This is a genomic window from Lentzea sp. NPDC036955 (assembly GCF_055608005.1).
Genome location: NZ_JBVJRC010000019.1, coordinates 70090 through 84075 on the forward strand (window position 1 = coordinate 70090; position 13986 = coordinate 84075).

Consider the following 13986-nt stretch of genomic DNA (forward strand, 5'->3'; position numbering starts at 1 on the left):
GAGGACTCCCGTGGTTAGTCTTGACCGCGTGCAGCACGACGCAGAGGTCGCGAGCGGTGTGCTGGTCGTGCGTGCTTCCGGTGCCGCCGCGGCGAAAGCCGCGTTCACCGGTGCGCCGTCCGCGCGGACGCCGGCGGCCGTCCAGTTGCTGATGAGGTGCCCGGTGCACCGGTCGCTGCCGGAGGCCGTGCACGTGTTCGGCGACTGCTCGCTGCACGTGCTGCCGGTCGGCGCGATCATGCTGACCGTGCCGGAGACCCGGCTGTCGACGGGAGTGCGCGAGCTGCGGCCGCTGATGTTCCAGCCCGTCGCGGTCGGTGCCGGTCTGCGCAGCGCGTTCGCGAGCGCGGTCGGCCACCTCGTCACCGCGCGCGACGTGCTGGACCCGGTGGGCGCGGCGCACCACCTGGTGGGGCTGGCGGAGCTGGTGCTGCGCAGCGCGTTGCGCGAGGAGCTGGAACGCGCCGACATCGCCACCGGGCATCGGCGTGCCGCGCTCGAGCACATCCGCGCGCACCTCGGTGAGCCGGACCTGACGCCGGGGCGGGTCGCCAAGGCGCTGAACATCTCGCTGCGCCGCCTCTACCAGGTGTTCGAGGGGGAGCCGAACGTCGCCGAGCGGATCAAGGTGCTGCGCATCGACCGGGCCAAGGCGCTGCTGGCCGACCCGGCGAAGGCCGACCGCGGTGTCGGTGAGATCTCCCGCGACTGCGGGTTCGTCAGTGCGACGCACTTCTCCCGGGCCTTCCGCGCGCTGGTCGGGCAGCCGCCGACGGAGTACCGCCGGCGCGCTCTGGCGAGGTGAACTCCACCCCGTTCACGAACCGCCCGGTGATGCCCGCCAGCTCCAGCCACCCGCGCCCGCTGGGGGAGTGCAGGGTGAACACGGCGATCCGCGGGCGCGCCGGGTCGGGCACGACGATCTGGAGCTGCGCCCCGACGCCGTCGACCGGAACCCGCTCGACGATCGCCACCGGGTAGCCGGTGCCGGTCGTGGCGGTGGTCAGCTCCTTGATGCCGGGGCCACCGGCGTCGGCGAGGTGGAAGCACAGCTCCTCCGCGGCCTCCGCGCTGAGCGCGCGCTCCACCGCGACCAGGCCGGCCACCAGGACCGCCGGGTCGGCGTCGCGGTGCTCGACGACCGCCACGAAGCTCGCGTGGTGGCGCTGGGCCAGCTCGGCGGCCTGCGTCGCCGCGACCTCCAGGCCGGGGTCACGTGCCCGGTCTGGGCCGCGCAGCTGCCGCAGCAACGCCAACAGCTCGGCGGAGGTCGTCTCGACCGAGCCCACTGCGACCGGGATGACGCCCCGTACCGGCGTGAGTCTCACCGCTGACCGAGTGCCGACGCGAAGGCGGCCGCCCCGCCCGCCGGTGTGCCTGCGGTGCGCGGCGTCGTGACCAGCACACCGGCCAGCGCACCGGCCAGCGCCGAGTGGTCGTTCAACGCACGGACGATCCCGTCGAACAGGTCGGCGCGGCTCGGCACGTGCCCGGCCGCCTCGACACCGCCGGAGACGAGGCGGCGCAACCGCTCCTCGACCCGCCGGGCGGCGCTGCGGTGGTCGGCCTCCAGGTCACGGGCGGCCGCGAGCACGCCGTCGAGCTCGCCGCGCAGCTCCTCCAGCCGCGCGGAGGCGGCCACGTGCTCCGGTCCGCCGCGGAACGACGCGATCACCACGGCGTTGTCCGCGTCGTCGACCGCACCCCGCAGCGCCCGTGCGCGCCGGTCCAGCTCCTCGGCCCTGCGCTGGTTCGCCAGCACCGTCCCCGCCCAGTCGTCCAACGCATCGGCAGCCGCCCCGAGGGTGCGCTGCGCGGTTTCGAGCTCGTCGCGCACCTGCGCGAGCCGTGCCGTGAACGCGTCCGCCGCCGCGCCCGTCCACCCGGTGGGCGGCGCCGGGACCTCGACGCGGTGGCGGCAGCGGTCGCTCGCCGCGGCGACGGTGCCCGGATCGCCCGGCACCGGGTCGAACCCGAGGCCCCGGTAGTCAGCCATGGTGCAGCTCGTCGGCGTCGCGGTAGGCGGCACCGGCCGCGCGCAGCTCGTCGGCGGCCTCGGCGAGCTCGGTGCGCAGCGCCGCGGTCCGGTCCGCCCACGACCGCAGCAGCTCGTCCGCCGCCGCCGTGACGCCGGGGCCGAGGTCGCCGCCGGAGCCCTGGCCGAGTGCGGTGGTCACCGCCTCGACCTCGGCAGCCGTGCCGTCCAGCCGGGTCGCCGCGGCCCGCACCGCGGCGACGTCGGTGACGTAGCCGTCGCTCATTCGCCCAGCACCGGCGGCGCACCCGGCGGGATGTCGTCGAGGAGGTCCATCTTCTCCGCGTACCGGTTGGTGTGGTGGCGTTCCTCGTCGTTGCCGCCACCGAACGGCGGCGCCATGCCGTACCCCGGCGTTCCGGGGACACCGGCCGATCCGCGGCCGCCCAGGCCCGCCGCGGTGCCCCGGCCGGCCTGCTGGCCGAGCACACCGGTGGCGCCGCCGGGCACTCCCGGTCCGGCGCCCGGCGTCCCCGGCGCGGTGCCACCGGACGTGCCGCCGGACGCGCCGCCGAGGAAGCCGTGCGTCCCGTGCGTTCCCTGAGGTCCAGAGGTGCCGAACGGTCCGCCGAACGTCGTCGTGCCGTTGAGCGTTCCCGTGGCGGAAGGGCCGACCGAGGCCACACCCGTGTCGTCGTCGGCGGCGGGCGGCACCGGAACGTCCGGTACCTGCTCCGGTGGTTGCGGCGTGGGCGTCGGCCCCGGCCTCGGCGCCGGATCGGGGCGCGGGACGGGGTCGGGCCCCAGGACCACCGTGGGCGGCGGTGTGGTGGGACCCGGTTGCTGCGCGGTCGGCGGTGCCGTGTCGAACACCGGCAGCGTGGAGCGGGTGTGCCGGCTCTCGTTCTCGTAGACCTGCATGACGGCCACCGCCTCGGCCTTGGCGTTGCGCGCCTCGGTCTTGGTCGGCATGTGGTCGTCGGTGAGCTGTTCGAGCAGGTTCAGCCCCTGCGGCCCGTCGGCCACCTTGACGTCGTAGCCCTCCCGGAAGTGCCGTTCCGCCCAGTAGTGCACGGGTTCCGGCAGCCGCCGCTTGGTCTCCTGGAGCACCGTCGTGTAGGTGTCCATGCCCCTGGCGACCCGCTCGGCGGAGTCGCCGACCGTCTCGCCCCACGACGTCAGCGCCGTCGCCGCCTGGGCCGCGAGCTCGGCCGAGGGCCCGCGCCACGACGCGGTCAGCCGGTTGACGACCTCCTGCACGGCGCGCGAGGTGTGGCGCAGCTGCGGTGCGAGCTCCTGCCACTGAGCGGTCCGCACGGACATCCCCGGCAGGTCAGCCGAGTGCACCATGTTCCACATCTGCTGGTGGGTGTAGACCTCCCAGCGGATGGTCCCGGAGTCGAACGCCTCCTCGCGCAGGTTCGCGCGGCGTTCCCTGCTGCGCCTCCGCTCGCGCCTGAGCTGCTTCGCGGTGGGTTTGTGCTCCTCGGAGTGGTAACCCTTGTCGCGCCCGCTCATGCCTGCCCCTTGAATGCCGCCGCGGTGTTCTCGTCAACGGCAACGTGCATTTTCTTCACGTTCTCCAGCGCGTCGATCACGAGGTCGAGCTGCTGCACGTAGGACTGCAACGCGGCCCGCACGCCACCCTCGACGTCGCGGGCCCGCAGCCCGAACGCCTTGCGCATCTGCCGTGCGACCGGCCCCTTGCCGTCCGGCAGCGGTGCCGCCAGCACGGCGCTGTCCGCGAGGTGCCCCGCCAGCTCGTCCCTGCGCCGGTGCAGCTGGCGAATGGCCTGGTCGAAGTCGGCGGGGTCGACCTCGATGCGGTCCGCACCGGTCGTCGGGACGCCCACCAGGCCGCCCACACCGATGCCGGCGGCCGACCCCACGACCTCGGCGACGCTCCCGTCCCGCAGCGAATTCTTGAGGCGCTCGGCCTCGTCCATGCTGCCCACCCTGACCACGGGCGCACACTCCCTCGTTCCGACGGTTCGGTACATGGTGTCCGGATGCGGCCGGAAGATCCAGTACCGGGTGCGCGGATCGGCACGAAAGCTGCGCGCGTGGGCAAAACTGCCGCCAAGGATGTCGAATGGCGAATTCAGGAAAGGGCCGGGGAGCACCGCGGGCCGACGTTCCCCCGATGGCCGGCGAAAGCGACCGCGACCTATCCGACCTGGATCTCGTCGGCCTTGTCGTTCCAGCCGAACTCGCGGAAGTCGGAGTAGATGCCGCCCGCGCGCAGGAACGCCTCCTGGTTCGGGAGCGCGGTGCGGTAGTTGACCAGCGTCGCCCCGCCCTGGATGCGGTGCAGCGCCCCGCTGCTGGCCTGGTCGCGGAACCCCCAGTCGGCGAGCTTCTTCTTGCCCGGCAGGTTCCACTGCAGCCGCCTGCCGGTGTGGTTGATGTCGGCCCAGAGGCAGACCCACGTGTTCTTGCAGTCCTCCGCCGCCGCGATGCCGGCCTCGCGCGTGGCGGCGGCGAGTTGCTGCGGCGTCCGGAAACAGCGGACGTCGCCGAGGGCGAGCTCGGCGCAGACCTGCGCGCCGTCCCAGCTCCGGGCCAGGTTGATGGTCCGTCCCTCGAACGACGCCCGCACCCCCGGTGCCGCGCCGGCCTGGACGGGGACCGCCGCGATGAGCCCGATGACGGCGGCGGCGATCCCGCAGTTGCGAATGGACTTCCCGAACATGATCTCTCCTCGCTGGTGGTCGGACGTGACGTGCGGACCCGGCGCCGGTCAGCAGCCCTGCCGGCCGCTGCTGATCTGGTAGCGGAAGCCGTGCCAGTCGATGTAGCCGACGGCGGCCACGCAGCGGCTGGCCGTGCCCGTGACGCCCCTGGGCCCCGCGTAGTAGCGGTAGTTGTCCAGGTCCGGGGTGGAGGAGCGGTCGATCGTGCAGGGCTGGCCCTCGCCGCTGCTCTCGACGCAGCGGAAGGTCCGGACGTAGGTCGGTGCGGCTACCCCGTAGGCCGCGCCCCGGTGGTAGAAGCAGGCGCTGTTCGTGCCGCCGTCGGAGCTGTTGTAGAAGATCGTCAGCTCACCGACGCCGCCGATGGTGTCGCTGTAGCTGATGGTGCCCGAACACGACACCGCCGCGTTCGCGGGTGCCGCCGACACGACCCCCGCGCCCACCACCACGGCGGCCAGCGGCAGTGCGGTCATCACCGATCGTGCTGCTCTTCCGACGAAGCTCATCGCTGTCCCCTTCGCAACGGTTTCCGGTCTGCTCAGGACTGTGCAGGGCGGTGCTGCACCGTCACGGAAATCTCACGGAAAGTCACTGGTCGGCGTACCGTTGGCGACGGGGAGGGACAGCGCGATGCCAGATCTTCGGTTCGGGGTCCTCGGACCCGTGGTCGTGTGGAGGGGATCGGACGCGGTAGGGCTCAGGCCCGGGAAGAGCTGCCAGGTCCTCGGGCTGTTGTTGTTGCACGCGAACGATTGCGTGGACCGCGACCGGATCATCGAGTGCGCCTGGGGGACGAGACCGCCGCGCAGCGCGCTCAACCTCGTGCAGAAGTGCGTCGGCGACCTGCGCCGGTCGCTGGGTGACGACGGCGGCGTGCTGGAGACGGTGGGCTCGGGGTACCGGCTGCGGGTGGCGCCCGAACAGCTCGACAGCGCCGTGTTCGCCCGAGGCCTGGCCCAGGCGCGGACGACCAGGAACGACGGTGACCTCGCCTCCGCGTGGCAACGGCTGTCGCAGGCCGTGGCGCTGTGGCGGGGACCGGCGTTCAGCGGCATCGACACCCCTGCGGCGGAGACCGAGCGCATCCGGCTGGAGGAGTACCGCCTGGCCGCCCTCGAAGACCTGGCCGAGCTGGACCTCCTGCGCGGTGAGCACGGCCTCGCCGTCGCCGAGCTGTCCCGCCTCGCGGCCGAGCACCCGTACCGGGAACGGGTGCGCGAACTGCTGATGATCGGGCTGTACCGCGGTGAACGCCAAGCCGACGCCCTCGCCGTGTACGAGGACGTCCGCCGGCTCCTCGCCGACGAGCTCGGCGCCAACCCCGGCCACCGCCTGCAACGCGTGCACGCCCAGGTGCTGCGGGCCGACCCGGCGCTCGACCTGGTGAGCGCCATCCGCGAGCCGGAGACCCGGCAGCCGCGCCAGCTGCCGGCCGACATCGCCGACTTCACCGGCCGGGAGACGGCACTGGACGCGGTGCTCGGGCTGCTCACCGGTGGACGGGTGCCGGTGGTCGTCGGCGCTCCCGGCACCGGCAAGTCGATGCTCGCCGTCAAGGCCGGCCACCGTGCGCGCGAGCGGTTCCCCGACGGCCAGCTGTACCTGGACCTGGCGGGCACGGCCGCCGTGCCGAGAGATCCCGCGGCGCTGCTCGCGGAGCTGCTGCGCGCGCTGGGCGTCACCGACGCGGTGATGCCGGACAGCCTGCACGAGCGGGCCGGCCTGTACCGCTCCCGGCTCGCCGGGCGCCGGGTGCTGGTGCTGCTCGACGACGCCGCCGGTGCGGGTCAGGTGCGGCCGCTGCTGCCGCCGTCCGACGGGTGCGCGGTGCTCGTGACCAGCAGGCGGTGGCTCACCGACCTGGAGGGCGCGCACCACGTCGAGCTGGACGTGCTGCCTCCCGCCGACGCCCGCACGCTGCTGGCGCGGGTCGGTGGCGCGGACCGGATCGACCGCGAACCGGAGGCGTCGGACGCGATCGTCCGCCTGTGCGGGTACCTCCCGCTGGCCATCCGGATCGCCGGGGCACGCCTCGCCAGCCGCGGCGCGTGGACGCTGGGGCTCCTGCGCGAACGGCTGGAGGACGAGTCCCGCCGGCTGGCCGAGCTGCGCGTGGGCGACCTCGACGTGCGGGCCAGCTTCCAGCTGAGCGTGCGGCAGCTGCCCGAGGCGGCCGGACGGGCGTTCCGGCTGATGGGCCTGCTCGGCGCGGAGACCCTGCCGGGGTGGGTGGTCGGCGCGCTCACCGGTGAGCGCGACGCCGAGGACGTGCTGGACGCCCTCGTCGACGCCAACCTGCTCCGCCTGGTCGGCACCGACGCCGCCGGCCAACCCCGGTACCGGCTGCACGACCTGCTGCGCACCTACGCCGCCCGCGCCGCCGCCGACCACTACAGCGAGACCGAACGCCGTGCCGCCGTGCGGCGGGTGCTGGGCGCCTGGCTCGCCCTGGCCGAGCAGGCCCGCGACCTGTTCCACCCCGCGTTGTTCCAGCACACCCCCGGACGGTCGGACCGCTGGCAGCCGGACCACGTCGTGGCCGACCCGGTCGCGTGGTTCGACGTCGAACGGGCGACGTTGCTGCGGGCCGTGGAGCTCGGCGCCGAATGGGGACTCGACGAGCTCGTGTGGGAGCTCGCACTCGCGTTCGTGCCGTACTACGACCACCGCAGCCTCTACCAGGACTGGCGGCGCAGCCACCGGATCGCGCTCGACGCCACCCGTGCCGCGGGCAACGCGCACGGCCAGGCCGCGCTGCTGCAGGGCATCGGCCAGGTCCACGTCTACCTCGACGAGCTGGACGAGGCGCGGACGGCGCTGGAGGAGTCCCTGCGGCTGTACCGCGACCTCGGCGACCGGCGCGGGGAGGCGCTCGCACTGGCCGGCCTGTCCACCGTGTGGCGCGTGCTCGACCGCACCGACCTCGCCCTGCGCTGCGCCGGTGACGCGCTGGCCCTGCTCGACCGGGTCGGGCACCCGCCCATGCAGGCCCAGCTGCGCAGCTCGATCGGCTTCATGTGGTTCCAGCAGGGCCACGGCTGCCACGCCGGCGCCGTGATCGCGGACGGGTTGCGCATCGCGCGGGAGCTCGGCGACCGGCACCGCGAGGCCGTGATCCTGCGGACGATGAGCCAGTACCGGCAGACCTGCGGCAACAGCACGGAGGCGCTGCGCTGCCTCGTCCAGGCGCTCACCATCTTCAACGAGATCGGCGACGAGCGCTGCGCCGCCTACGCCGAGCAGCGCATCGGCAGCGTGTACGCCGGCCTCGACGACCCCACCAGGGCCGGTCCCGCCCTCGAACGCGCCGCCGGCGTCTTCCGCCGCAACGGCGACCGCCGCAACGAAGCCGAGTGCCTGCAAGCGTTGGGGGAGCTGGAACTGCGGCACGGTGCTCCCGGCGCCGCCGAACGCCACCTCGGCCGCGCACACGACCTGGTGCGGACGTTGGACAGGCAGGTGCTGACGGGAACCGGATGAGTCCTGACCCCCGTGCGTCCGGCCAGTGCCTTCTGCTGCGGGCGAACAGGCCTTTACCTCCAGTTTCGTGGAGGTTCCAGGATGATCCGCATGGGGAAGACCGTGAAGTACATCAACGTTGTCGTGCGGGTGTTGTTCGGAGCGCTGTTCGCGTTCTCCGGGTTCACCGGCCTGTTCGGGATCGGGTCGCAGTCGACCGACGGCATGTCGGCCGAGGCGGTCGCGTTCGCCACCGCGCTGGGGGAGAGCGGGTTCATCGTGCCCGTCACCAAGGTCGTCGAGCTGGTGGCCGGAATCATGTTGCTGGTCAACAGGTTCGTGCCGCTCGCACTGGCGCTGCTGGCGCCGCTGGTGGTCGGGATCTTCGGGTTCCACGTGCTGCTGGAGCCCAGTGGTGCGGTGCTCGCCGTGGTGCTCGCGGCGGCCGAGGTCCACCTGGCCTGGGTGCACCGGGACGCGTTCGTGCCGATGTTGCGACCCACGGCTCCGCGGGTAGCGCCGTCGTCGGCCAGGTCGTAGCCGGGTGGCCGGGCGGAGCAGTCCGTTCGGCCACCCGGACGCCCCCGTGTTTGCCGGTTCGCGGCACGGGGGTACGCCGGGTCCATGGTCATCCTTGCTGAAGTTTCCGGACGGTACGACCACGTTCCGGACAGCCCCTGGATCCTCCTCGTCCCCGTCGCCCTCCTGGCCGCGGGGTTCGCCGTGAACTGGTGGAAGGAGCGCCAGCGGCAGCGGTGACCGTCAGCGCTTGCCGTGCGGGCCCTTGGCCTTCTCGGCCTTCTTGCCGGGTGGCGACGCGGGCTTGCCCGCCTTCGGCTGGGGGACGGGCTGGACCTGCTGCGGGCTGGTGACCTCGGCCTGCTGCTCGACCGCCACCGCCACCGGCACCGGAACCGCTGCGGGGGGAGCGGTGGTCGTCGCGGCGGGAGCCGACGGCGTGGACGGGGCGGGTGCGGACTCCACGGGCGGCTGCGGTGCCAGCACGACCGCGGTCAGACCGGCCGTGGCGACCAGGGTCGCCACGGCCGCGGCCTTGAGGACGTGGTGCAGGCGGCGCCGGGGCTGCGGCAGGGCGATGTGCGTGGCCGAGTCGTCAGAAGCACGCAGGATGCGGGCGCAGTCCGCGGCGGTCGGGCGGCGACGTGGGGACAGCGAGGTCATCAGCGTCAGCAGGCGGTGCAGGTCGGTGGGGAGGTCGTCGGGGACCGCGGGCCGGCGGTGCAGGCGGGCGACGGCCGACTCGATCTCGCTGCCCTCGAACTCGCGGCGGCCGGTGAGGCATTCGAGCAGGACCAGGCCGAGCGCGTAGACGTCGACGGCGCTGCCGGGGTCCTCGCCGCGCACCTGTTCCGGTGCCAGGTAGGCGGCGGTGCCGACGACCTGGTCGGACCTGGTGAGCCGGGTCGTGCCGACCAGGCGGGCGAGGCCGAAGTCGGCGAGGTGGGCGTTGCCGTCCTCGTCGAGCAGGATGTTGGACGGCTTGATGTCGCGGTGCACCACGCCCGTCTCGTGCACGTGGGCGAGCGCCTCGGCCAGGTCGGCGCCGAGCAGGCGGACCTCACCGACCGTCAGCGGGGCGCTGTTGATGCGCTCGCGCAGCGTGCAGCCGTCGATGAGCTGGAGGACGACGAACGGCGTGCCGTCGCTCGTCCCGGCGTCGTGCACGTCCACGAGCCTGGGGTGCGACAGCGAGGCCAGGGTTCTGACCTCGTTGTCGAACCTCCGCTCGTGGGAGACCTCGGAGCCGTTGTGGAACAGCTTGACCGCCACGTGCCGTTGCAGCCGGGTGTCCCAGGCGCGGTGGACGTCGGCCATGCCACCCGTGCCCAGCAACTCGGCGAGCACGTACCTGTCGGCGAGGAGGCGGTCCGGCGGCATGGCGGCCTTCCTGTCGGCTGTCGGCTGCCTGCCTGGTTCCCGCATTCTTCGAGCGCAAACATCTTTTTCGGCCTCAGCGGCCGGAAAGTGCCTCCGGCACGCTGGCGTGCAGCTCGATCATCTCGTTCAGAGTGGTCGCGCGCAGGGCCCGCAGCACGCTCCCGGCCGGTGCCACGACCCGCAGCGGTGTGCCCTTGTCGACGCCGCGCAGGTGGTACTCGACCAGCACGGACAGCCCGGACGACGCCATGAACGACACGTCCGTCACGTTCAGCACCACCGCGAGCCGGCGGTCCGCGGCCTGGGCGAACGCCTCGTCCAGGTGCTCGCGCAGCAGCGGCGCGGTGTAGGTGTCGACCTCGCCGGTGATCTGGAGGACCACTGCGTTGTCCCGCAGGTCGGTCTTGGCTTCCACTGGTGTCACTCCTCCCGAGATCCCCGTTTCCAGCCTGTCACGCCGGGCACGGGTTGTCGATCAACGGGCGGTGTGGGTCAGGCCTCGTCCGGCGCGGTCAGACGCGCGTCGGGGGCCTGGCGCGGATCGGGGGCCTGGCGCGGGTCGGGGACGGCCCGCGCGCAGCGCAGCCGTGCGAGCTGCCGCAGCAGTTCCTGGCGGACGGGCTCGACGTCGGCGACGAGCGCGGCGAGCTCGTCCAGGCCGGCGGCGTCCGGGTGGTCCCGGCGCCACCGCTCCAGCTGCCGCGCCATCGCCGCCTGCCCGGCACCCGCGTCGCGGTACTCGTCGTCGAGCCGGTCGCACCACGAGCTGTCGGCCTGCTCCGGTGCCATCCCGGCCAGGTCGCTGATGAAGCCGCGGGCCTCGGCGAGCTCGGCGCGCAGGTTCGCCAGCGCGACGGGCAGCATCTCGATGCCCAGTTCCGACACGTCCTGCCCGGCTGACCGTTCGTCTCCCACTCCGGCGACGATACGAACGGCACCGCCTTCACAGGCCTGAGCAGCACCGATCGCACACGAAAGTGTGTACCGGAGCGTGGTTGGCCGGGTGCGGTCCGGGCATTCTCGCCGCGTGCGGTGAGAGGAGTCCCGTCGGGCGCCGGTGGACCGGGGCGTCGGGCGGTCGACATCGGCGGGGGCGTGACCGGCAGGCCGCGCCCCCCGCCTCCACCCGTGCCGCGGGGTGAGGTCGCGCCGGGTGGGAGGATCGTCCGGTGTCAGCAGGAACCAACGACATCGAGAAGGCGGTCGGCGTGCTCCGCGCCGGAGGCCTGGTGGCCCTTCCCACGGAGACCGTCTACGGCCTGGGCGCGAACGCCGAGGACCCGGCCGCGGTGCGCCGCGTGTTCGAGGCCAAGGGCCGCCCGCCCACGCACCCGCTGATCGTCCACATCGGCAGCGCCGGCCAGTTGGCCGACTGGGCGGAGGACGTGCCCGCCACCGCGCGGCTGCTGGCGGAGCGGTTCTGGCCGGGACCGCTGACGCTGGTCCTGCGCCGCGGTGCCCGAGTACCGCTGGAGGCGACGGGCGGCCTGGAGACGGTGGCCCTGCGCGTGCCCGACCACCCCGTGGCGCTGGCGCTGCTCTCGGCGTTCGGCGGCGGCGTGGCGGCCCCCTCCGCGAACCGCTTCGGCTCGGTCAGCCCCACCACGGCCGACCACGTCCGCGCGGAGCTCGGCGACGCCGTCGACCTCGTCCTGGACGGCGGCCCCTGCGCGGTCGGCGTCGAGTCGACCATCGTCGACGCCACCGGTGACGTCCCGAGCGTGCTCCGGCCCGGCGGCGTGACCCGGGAGGAGCTCGAAGAGGTGCTGGGCGTGCCCGTGGCGGTGCACTCGACCAGCAGCGTCCGGGTGCCGGGCCAGCACCCCTCGCACTACGCGCCGCGGGCACGGGTCGTCCTCGTCGAGCCGGAGCAGGTCGTCGCCGAGGCGGAGCTCGTGCAGGGCATGGGGCACCGGGTGGGGGTGCTGGTGCCCGCGTCCTACGCCGGTGCCGAGCCGGACGTGCACGCCGTGGTGCGCGTCCCCGACTCGGACGCCGCCTACGCGCGGGGGCTGTACGGCTTCCTGCGGGAGCTCGACCAGCGGGACTGCGACGTCGTCGTGGCCTCACCGCCGGAGGAGGCCGGACTGGGGCTCGCCATCGCCAACCGGCTGCACCGTGCCGCAGGACCCCGGCCGACCGACTGAGGCGGCGCGGCCGGAGGTGGACGCGGACGTGGCGGGAGTTCGGCTCATGGCGGGGCGTCCAGTCGGCGGCGGATGTCCGCTGTGACGGGGACGCCCCAGGCCGCGTGAGTCCGGTCGGTGGCGGGATGCCCTGGTCGCGTGACTCCCGCCGACACCGGGCCATGCCGTCGTGACGGACGCCCTAACCGCAGGACTCCCGCCGACAGCAGGACGCCCCAACTGCAGGAGTCCCACCGGCGGTCGTGGCTAGTCCGCCGTGACCGGAACGTCCAGCCCACGCGCCGCGACCAGGCGTGCGCTGCCGTCGGCGAGCCGGTAGCAGAGGCCGACGACGGCCGCCTTGCCCGTGGCGACCCGGTCGGCGAGCAGGCGGGAGCGGTCGAGCAGCAGGTCCACGGTGCGGCTGACGTGTTCGGCGAGGACCTCGTCGGCCTCCACGCGGCCGGCGGCGCGTGCCGCCAGCACGCTGGGGGTCACCCGTTCGACGACGTCGCGGATGTACCCGGCGGGCACCGCGCCCTCGTCGAGGGCCGCGCACGCGGCGGCGACCGCACCGCAGGCGTCGTGGCCGAGGACCACGACGAGCGGGCAGTCCAGCACGTCCACGCCGTACTCGACGCTGCCGATCACCTCGGCGCCGACGACGTGGCCCGCTGTGCGGACCACGAACAGGTCGCCCAGACCGCGGTCGAAGATGATCTCGGCGGCCAGTCGCGAGTCCGAGCACCCGAACAGCACGGCGAACGGGCGCTGCGCCGGTGCGATCTCGGTGCGGCGGGTCGCGTCCTGGTTCGGGTGCTCGGGCGTACCGGCGACGAACCGGTGGTTGCCCGACAGCAGCAACTCGAAGGCTTCCTGGGGCGTCGGGGAGGTCAGCTCGGCCATGATCACAGACTAGGTGAAATCCGGCGCCGTGCCGACTGGCCGGGTCAAGACATCTCGGCCGCGCGCGTTCGCAGGACCGCGAGGGCCTCGTCGGCGTGAACGGTGAAGTTCAGCTCGCCCTTGATCAGGCGGAGCACCGTGCGGTCGATGTCGATGACGAACGTGCGCCGCTTCGCGCGCAGCGGGCTGAACCGCCGCCACACGCCGAACTGCTTCGCGACCGCACCGTCCGCATCGGACAGAAGCGGGTAGTCGAAGCCGTAGGTGGTGGCGAACGTGCGCTGTTTGGACACGGTGTCCGGGCTGATGCCGATCCGGTGTGCGCCGACCTCGCCGAACTCCGCCGCCAGGTCGCGGAAGTGGCAGCTCTCCTCGGTGCAGCCGCCGGTCATCGCCGCGGGGTAGAAGAACAGCACGACCGGGCCCGTGGCCAGGAAGGCCGACAGGGTGCGCGGTTCGCCGTTGTCGTCGGTGAGGGTGAAGTCGGGTGCGATGTCTCCTTGTTCCACCCGGGGTCTTCGGGTCCGTACCGAGTATGGATTGGTCCACGGAAGAGTGCATGACAGACGGGATTCCACGCCGGTTGTGCGTCCACTGTGGACGAAAAACTCATTTGTGCAGGTCGCGCGCGATTTGCGGATTCTTCGGTAACGAACCGATAACCGCACCCATCCGATCGGCCATGCGGTGCGAACTACTCACATCAACTGCTCGAAACCCCTTGGAGATGTCCCGTCATGAACAAGACCGTCCGCAAGACCGTCCTGGCCGTCGGCGCCGCCTCGCTCGCCCTCTTCGGTGCGGCCTGTGGCTCGGGTGACATGGCCAGCTCGAGCTCCACCACCGCGACCACGTCGGCGACCTCGATGGCACCGCCGTCCTCGTCGGCGATGGCCGACCCCGCCTCGAACCTCGTCGGCCCCGGCTG

The 13986-nt window shown here is 73.2% G+C and carries 16 protein-coding genes and 1 pseudogene; 5 read left to right on the plus strand and 12 right to left on the minus strand.

Features of this window, described 5'->3' with window-relative positions; all coding sequences use genetic code 11:
- Positions 1-28: 28 nt before the first annotated feature.
- Positions 29-805, plus strand: a complete 777-nt coding sequence (locus ACZ7CF_RS41220) for a helix-turn-helix domain-containing protein (RefSeq protein ID WP_360400383.1) — start codon at positions 29-31, stop codon at positions 803-805.
- Here the strand turns inward: ACZ7CF_RS41220 and ACZ7CF_RS41225 are convergent.
- The 7 genes from ACZ7CF_RS41225 to ACZ7CF_RS41255 form a co-directional block, all read right to left on the minus strand.
- Entirely contained in the window at positions 720-1289 is a 570-nt protein-coding gene (locus ACZ7CF_RS41225) for a hypothetical protein (protein ID WP_360400380.1), read from the minus strand. The two genes, ACZ7CF_RS41220 and ACZ7CF_RS41225, sit on opposite strands and share 86 nt — an antisense overlap.
- 35 nt (positions 1290-1324) lie before the next feature.
- Positions 1325-1996, minus strand: a complete 672-nt coding sequence (locus ACZ7CF_RS41230) for a hypothetical protein (RefSeq protein ID WP_360400377.1) — start codon at positions 1994-1996, stop codon at positions 1325-1327.
- Positions 1989-2261: a type VII secretion target gene (locus ACZ7CF_RS41235; RefSeq protein WP_458432864.1), complete on the minus strand. Its 273-nt coding sequence runs from the start codon at positions 2259-2261 to the stop codon at positions 1989-1991. The genes ACZ7CF_RS41230 and ACZ7CF_RS41235 overlap by 8 nt, the downstream gene beginning before the upstream one ends.
- On the minus strand, positions 2258-3493 hold the full coding sequence (locus tag ACZ7CF_RS41240; protein ID WP_458432863.1) for a PPE domain-containing protein: 1236 nt from the start codon (positions 3491-3493) through the stop codon (positions 2258-2260). The genes ACZ7CF_RS41235 and ACZ7CF_RS41240 overlap by 4 nt, the downstream gene beginning before the upstream one ends.
- The gene (locus tag ACZ7CF_RS41245; RefSeq protein WP_360400368.1) at positions 3490-3921 is read right to left on the minus strand and encodes a hypothetical protein; all 432 of its coding nucleotides are present in this window, start codon (positions 3919-3921) and stop codon (positions 3490-3492) included. Before ACZ7CF_RS41245 ends, ACZ7CF_RS41240 begins: the two co-directional genes overlap by 4 nt.
- A gap of 221 nt (positions 3922-4142) precedes the next feature.
- Positions 4143-4667 carry a peptidase inhibitor family I36 protein gene (locus tag ACZ7CF_RS41250; protein WP_470372437.1) on the minus strand — a complete coding sequence of 175 codons (525 nt, stop codon included), beginning with the start codon at positions 4665-4667 and terminating at the stop codon, positions 4143-4145.
- A gap of 48 nt (positions 4668-4715) precedes the next feature.
- Complete coding sequence (locus ACZ7CF_RS41255) at positions 4716-5174, minus strand: hypothetical protein (RefSeq protein ID WP_360400362.1); 459 nt, start codon at positions 5172-5174, stop codon at positions 4716-4718.
- 124 nt (positions 5175-5298) lie between these two features.
- Between ACZ7CF_RS41255 and ACZ7CF_RS41260 the strand changes: the two genes are divergently transcribed.
- Positions 5299-8148 carry an AfsR/SARP family transcriptional regulator gene (locus ACZ7CF_RS41260; protein ID WP_360400359.1) on the plus strand — a complete coding sequence of 950 codons (2850 nt, stop codon included), beginning with the start codon at positions 5299-5301 and terminating at the stop codon, positions 8146-8148.
- 90 nt (positions 8149-8238) lie between these two features.
- Positions 8239-8667 (plus strand): DoxX family membrane protein, encoded by a 429-nt coding sequence (locus ACZ7CF_RS41265; RefSeq protein WP_360400356.1) that lies wholly within the window; start codon positions 8239-8241, stop codon positions 8665-8667.
- Between the two features lie 222 nt (positions 8668-8889).
- Here the strand turns inward: ACZ7CF_RS41265 and ACZ7CF_RS41270 are convergent, their stop codons facing one another.
- The 3 genes from ACZ7CF_RS41270 to ACZ7CF_RS41280 all read right to left on the minus strand — a co-directional run bounded on the left by ACZ7CF_RS41270 (position 8890) and on the right by ACZ7CF_RS41280 (position 10941).
- The gene (locus ACZ7CF_RS41270; protein WP_470372438.1) at positions 8890-10026 is read right to left on the minus strand and encodes a serine/threonine-protein kinase; all 1137 of its coding nucleotides are present in this window, start codon (positions 10024-10026) and stop codon (positions 8890-8892) included.
- A 73-nt stretch (positions 10027-10099) separates the two neighbouring features.
- On the minus strand, positions 10100-10441 hold the full coding sequence (locus ACZ7CF_RS41275) for an STAS domain-containing protein (protein ID WP_458432858.1): 342 nt from the start codon (positions 10439-10441) through the stop codon (positions 10100-10102).
- A 77-nt stretch (positions 10442-10518) separates the two neighbouring features.
- Positions 10519-10941, minus strand: coding sequence for a hypothetical protein (locus ACZ7CF_RS41280; RefSeq protein WP_360400347.1), 423 nt, complete (start codon positions 10939-10941; stop codon positions 10519-10521).
- Between the two features lie 254 nt (positions 10942-11195).
- Between ACZ7CF_RS41280 and ACZ7CF_RS41285 the strand changes: the two genes are divergently transcribed.
- Positions 11196-12173 (plus strand): L-threonylcarbamoyladenylate synthase, encoded by a 978-nt coding sequence (locus tag ACZ7CF_RS41285; protein ID WP_470372439.1) that lies wholly within the window; start codon positions 11196-11198, stop codon positions 12171-12173.
- A 246-nt stretch (positions 12174-12419) separates the two neighbouring features.
- On the opposite strand, the gene ACZ7CF_RS41290 is transcribed toward ACZ7CF_RS41285, so the two are convergent.
- Both ACZ7CF_RS41290 and ACZ7CF_RS41295 read right to left on the minus strand, forming a co-directional pair.
- On the minus strand, positions 12420-13058 hold the full coding sequence (locus ACZ7CF_RS41290) for a carbonic anhydrase (RefSeq protein ID WP_470372440.1): 639 nt from the start codon (positions 13056-13058) through the stop codon (positions 12420-12422).
- 44 nt (positions 13059-13102) lie between these two features.
- Positions 13103-13567 (minus strand): peroxiredoxin, encoded by a 465-nt coding sequence (locus tag ACZ7CF_RS41295; protein WP_360400338.1) that lies wholly within the window; start codon positions 13565-13567, stop codon positions 13103-13105.
- 228 nt (positions 13568-13795) lie between these two features.
- On the opposite strand from ACZ7CF_RS41295, the pseudogene ACZ7CF_RS41300 reads away from it, so the two are divergent.
- Positions 13796-13986, plus strand: a pseudogene (locus tag ACZ7CF_RS41300) (fasciclin domain-containing protein); the annotation flags it as partial.

Coding starts and splice junctions, on each gene's coding strand:
- ACZ7CF_RS41255 (WP_360400362.1), bottom strand. CDS start 5,174: ATGAGCTTCGTCGGAAGAGCAGCACGATCGGTGATGACCGCACTGCCG.
- ACZ7CF_RS41260 (WP_360400359.1), top strand. CDS start 5,299: ATGCCAGATCTTCGGTTCGGGGTCCTCGGACCCGTGGTCGTGTGGAGG.
- ACZ7CF_RS41240 (WP_458432863.1), bottom strand. CDS start 3,493: ATGAGCGGGCGCGACAAGGGTTACCACTCCGAGGAGCACAAACCCACC.
- ACZ7CF_RS41250 (WP_470372437.1), bottom strand. CDS start 4,667: ATGTTCGGGAAGTCCATTCGCAACTGCGGGATCGCCGCCGCCGTCATC.
- ACZ7CF_RS41270 (WP_470372438.1), bottom strand. CDS start 10,026: ATGCCGCCGGACCGCCTCCTCGCCGACAGGTACGTGCTCGCCGAGTTG.
- ACZ7CF_RS41290 (WP_470372440.1), bottom strand. CDS start 13,058: ATGGCCGAGCTGACCTCCCCGACGCCCCAGGAAGCCTTCGAGTTGCTG.
- ACZ7CF_RS41245 (WP_360400368.1), bottom strand. CDS start 3,921: ATGGACGAGGCCGAGCGCCTCAAGAATTCGCTGCGGGACGGGAGCGTC.
- ACZ7CF_RS41265 (WP_360400356.1), top strand. CDS start 8,239: ATGGGGAAGACCGTGAAGTACATCAACGTTGTCGTGCGGGTGTTGTTC.
- ACZ7CF_RS41230 (WP_360400377.1), bottom strand. CDS start 1,996: ATGGCTGACTACCGGGGCCTCGGGTTCGACCCGGTGCCGGGCGATCCG.
- ACZ7CF_RS41235 (WP_458432864.1), bottom strand. CDS start 2,261: ATGAGCGACGGCTACGTCACCGACGTCGCCGCGGTGCGGGCCGCGGCG.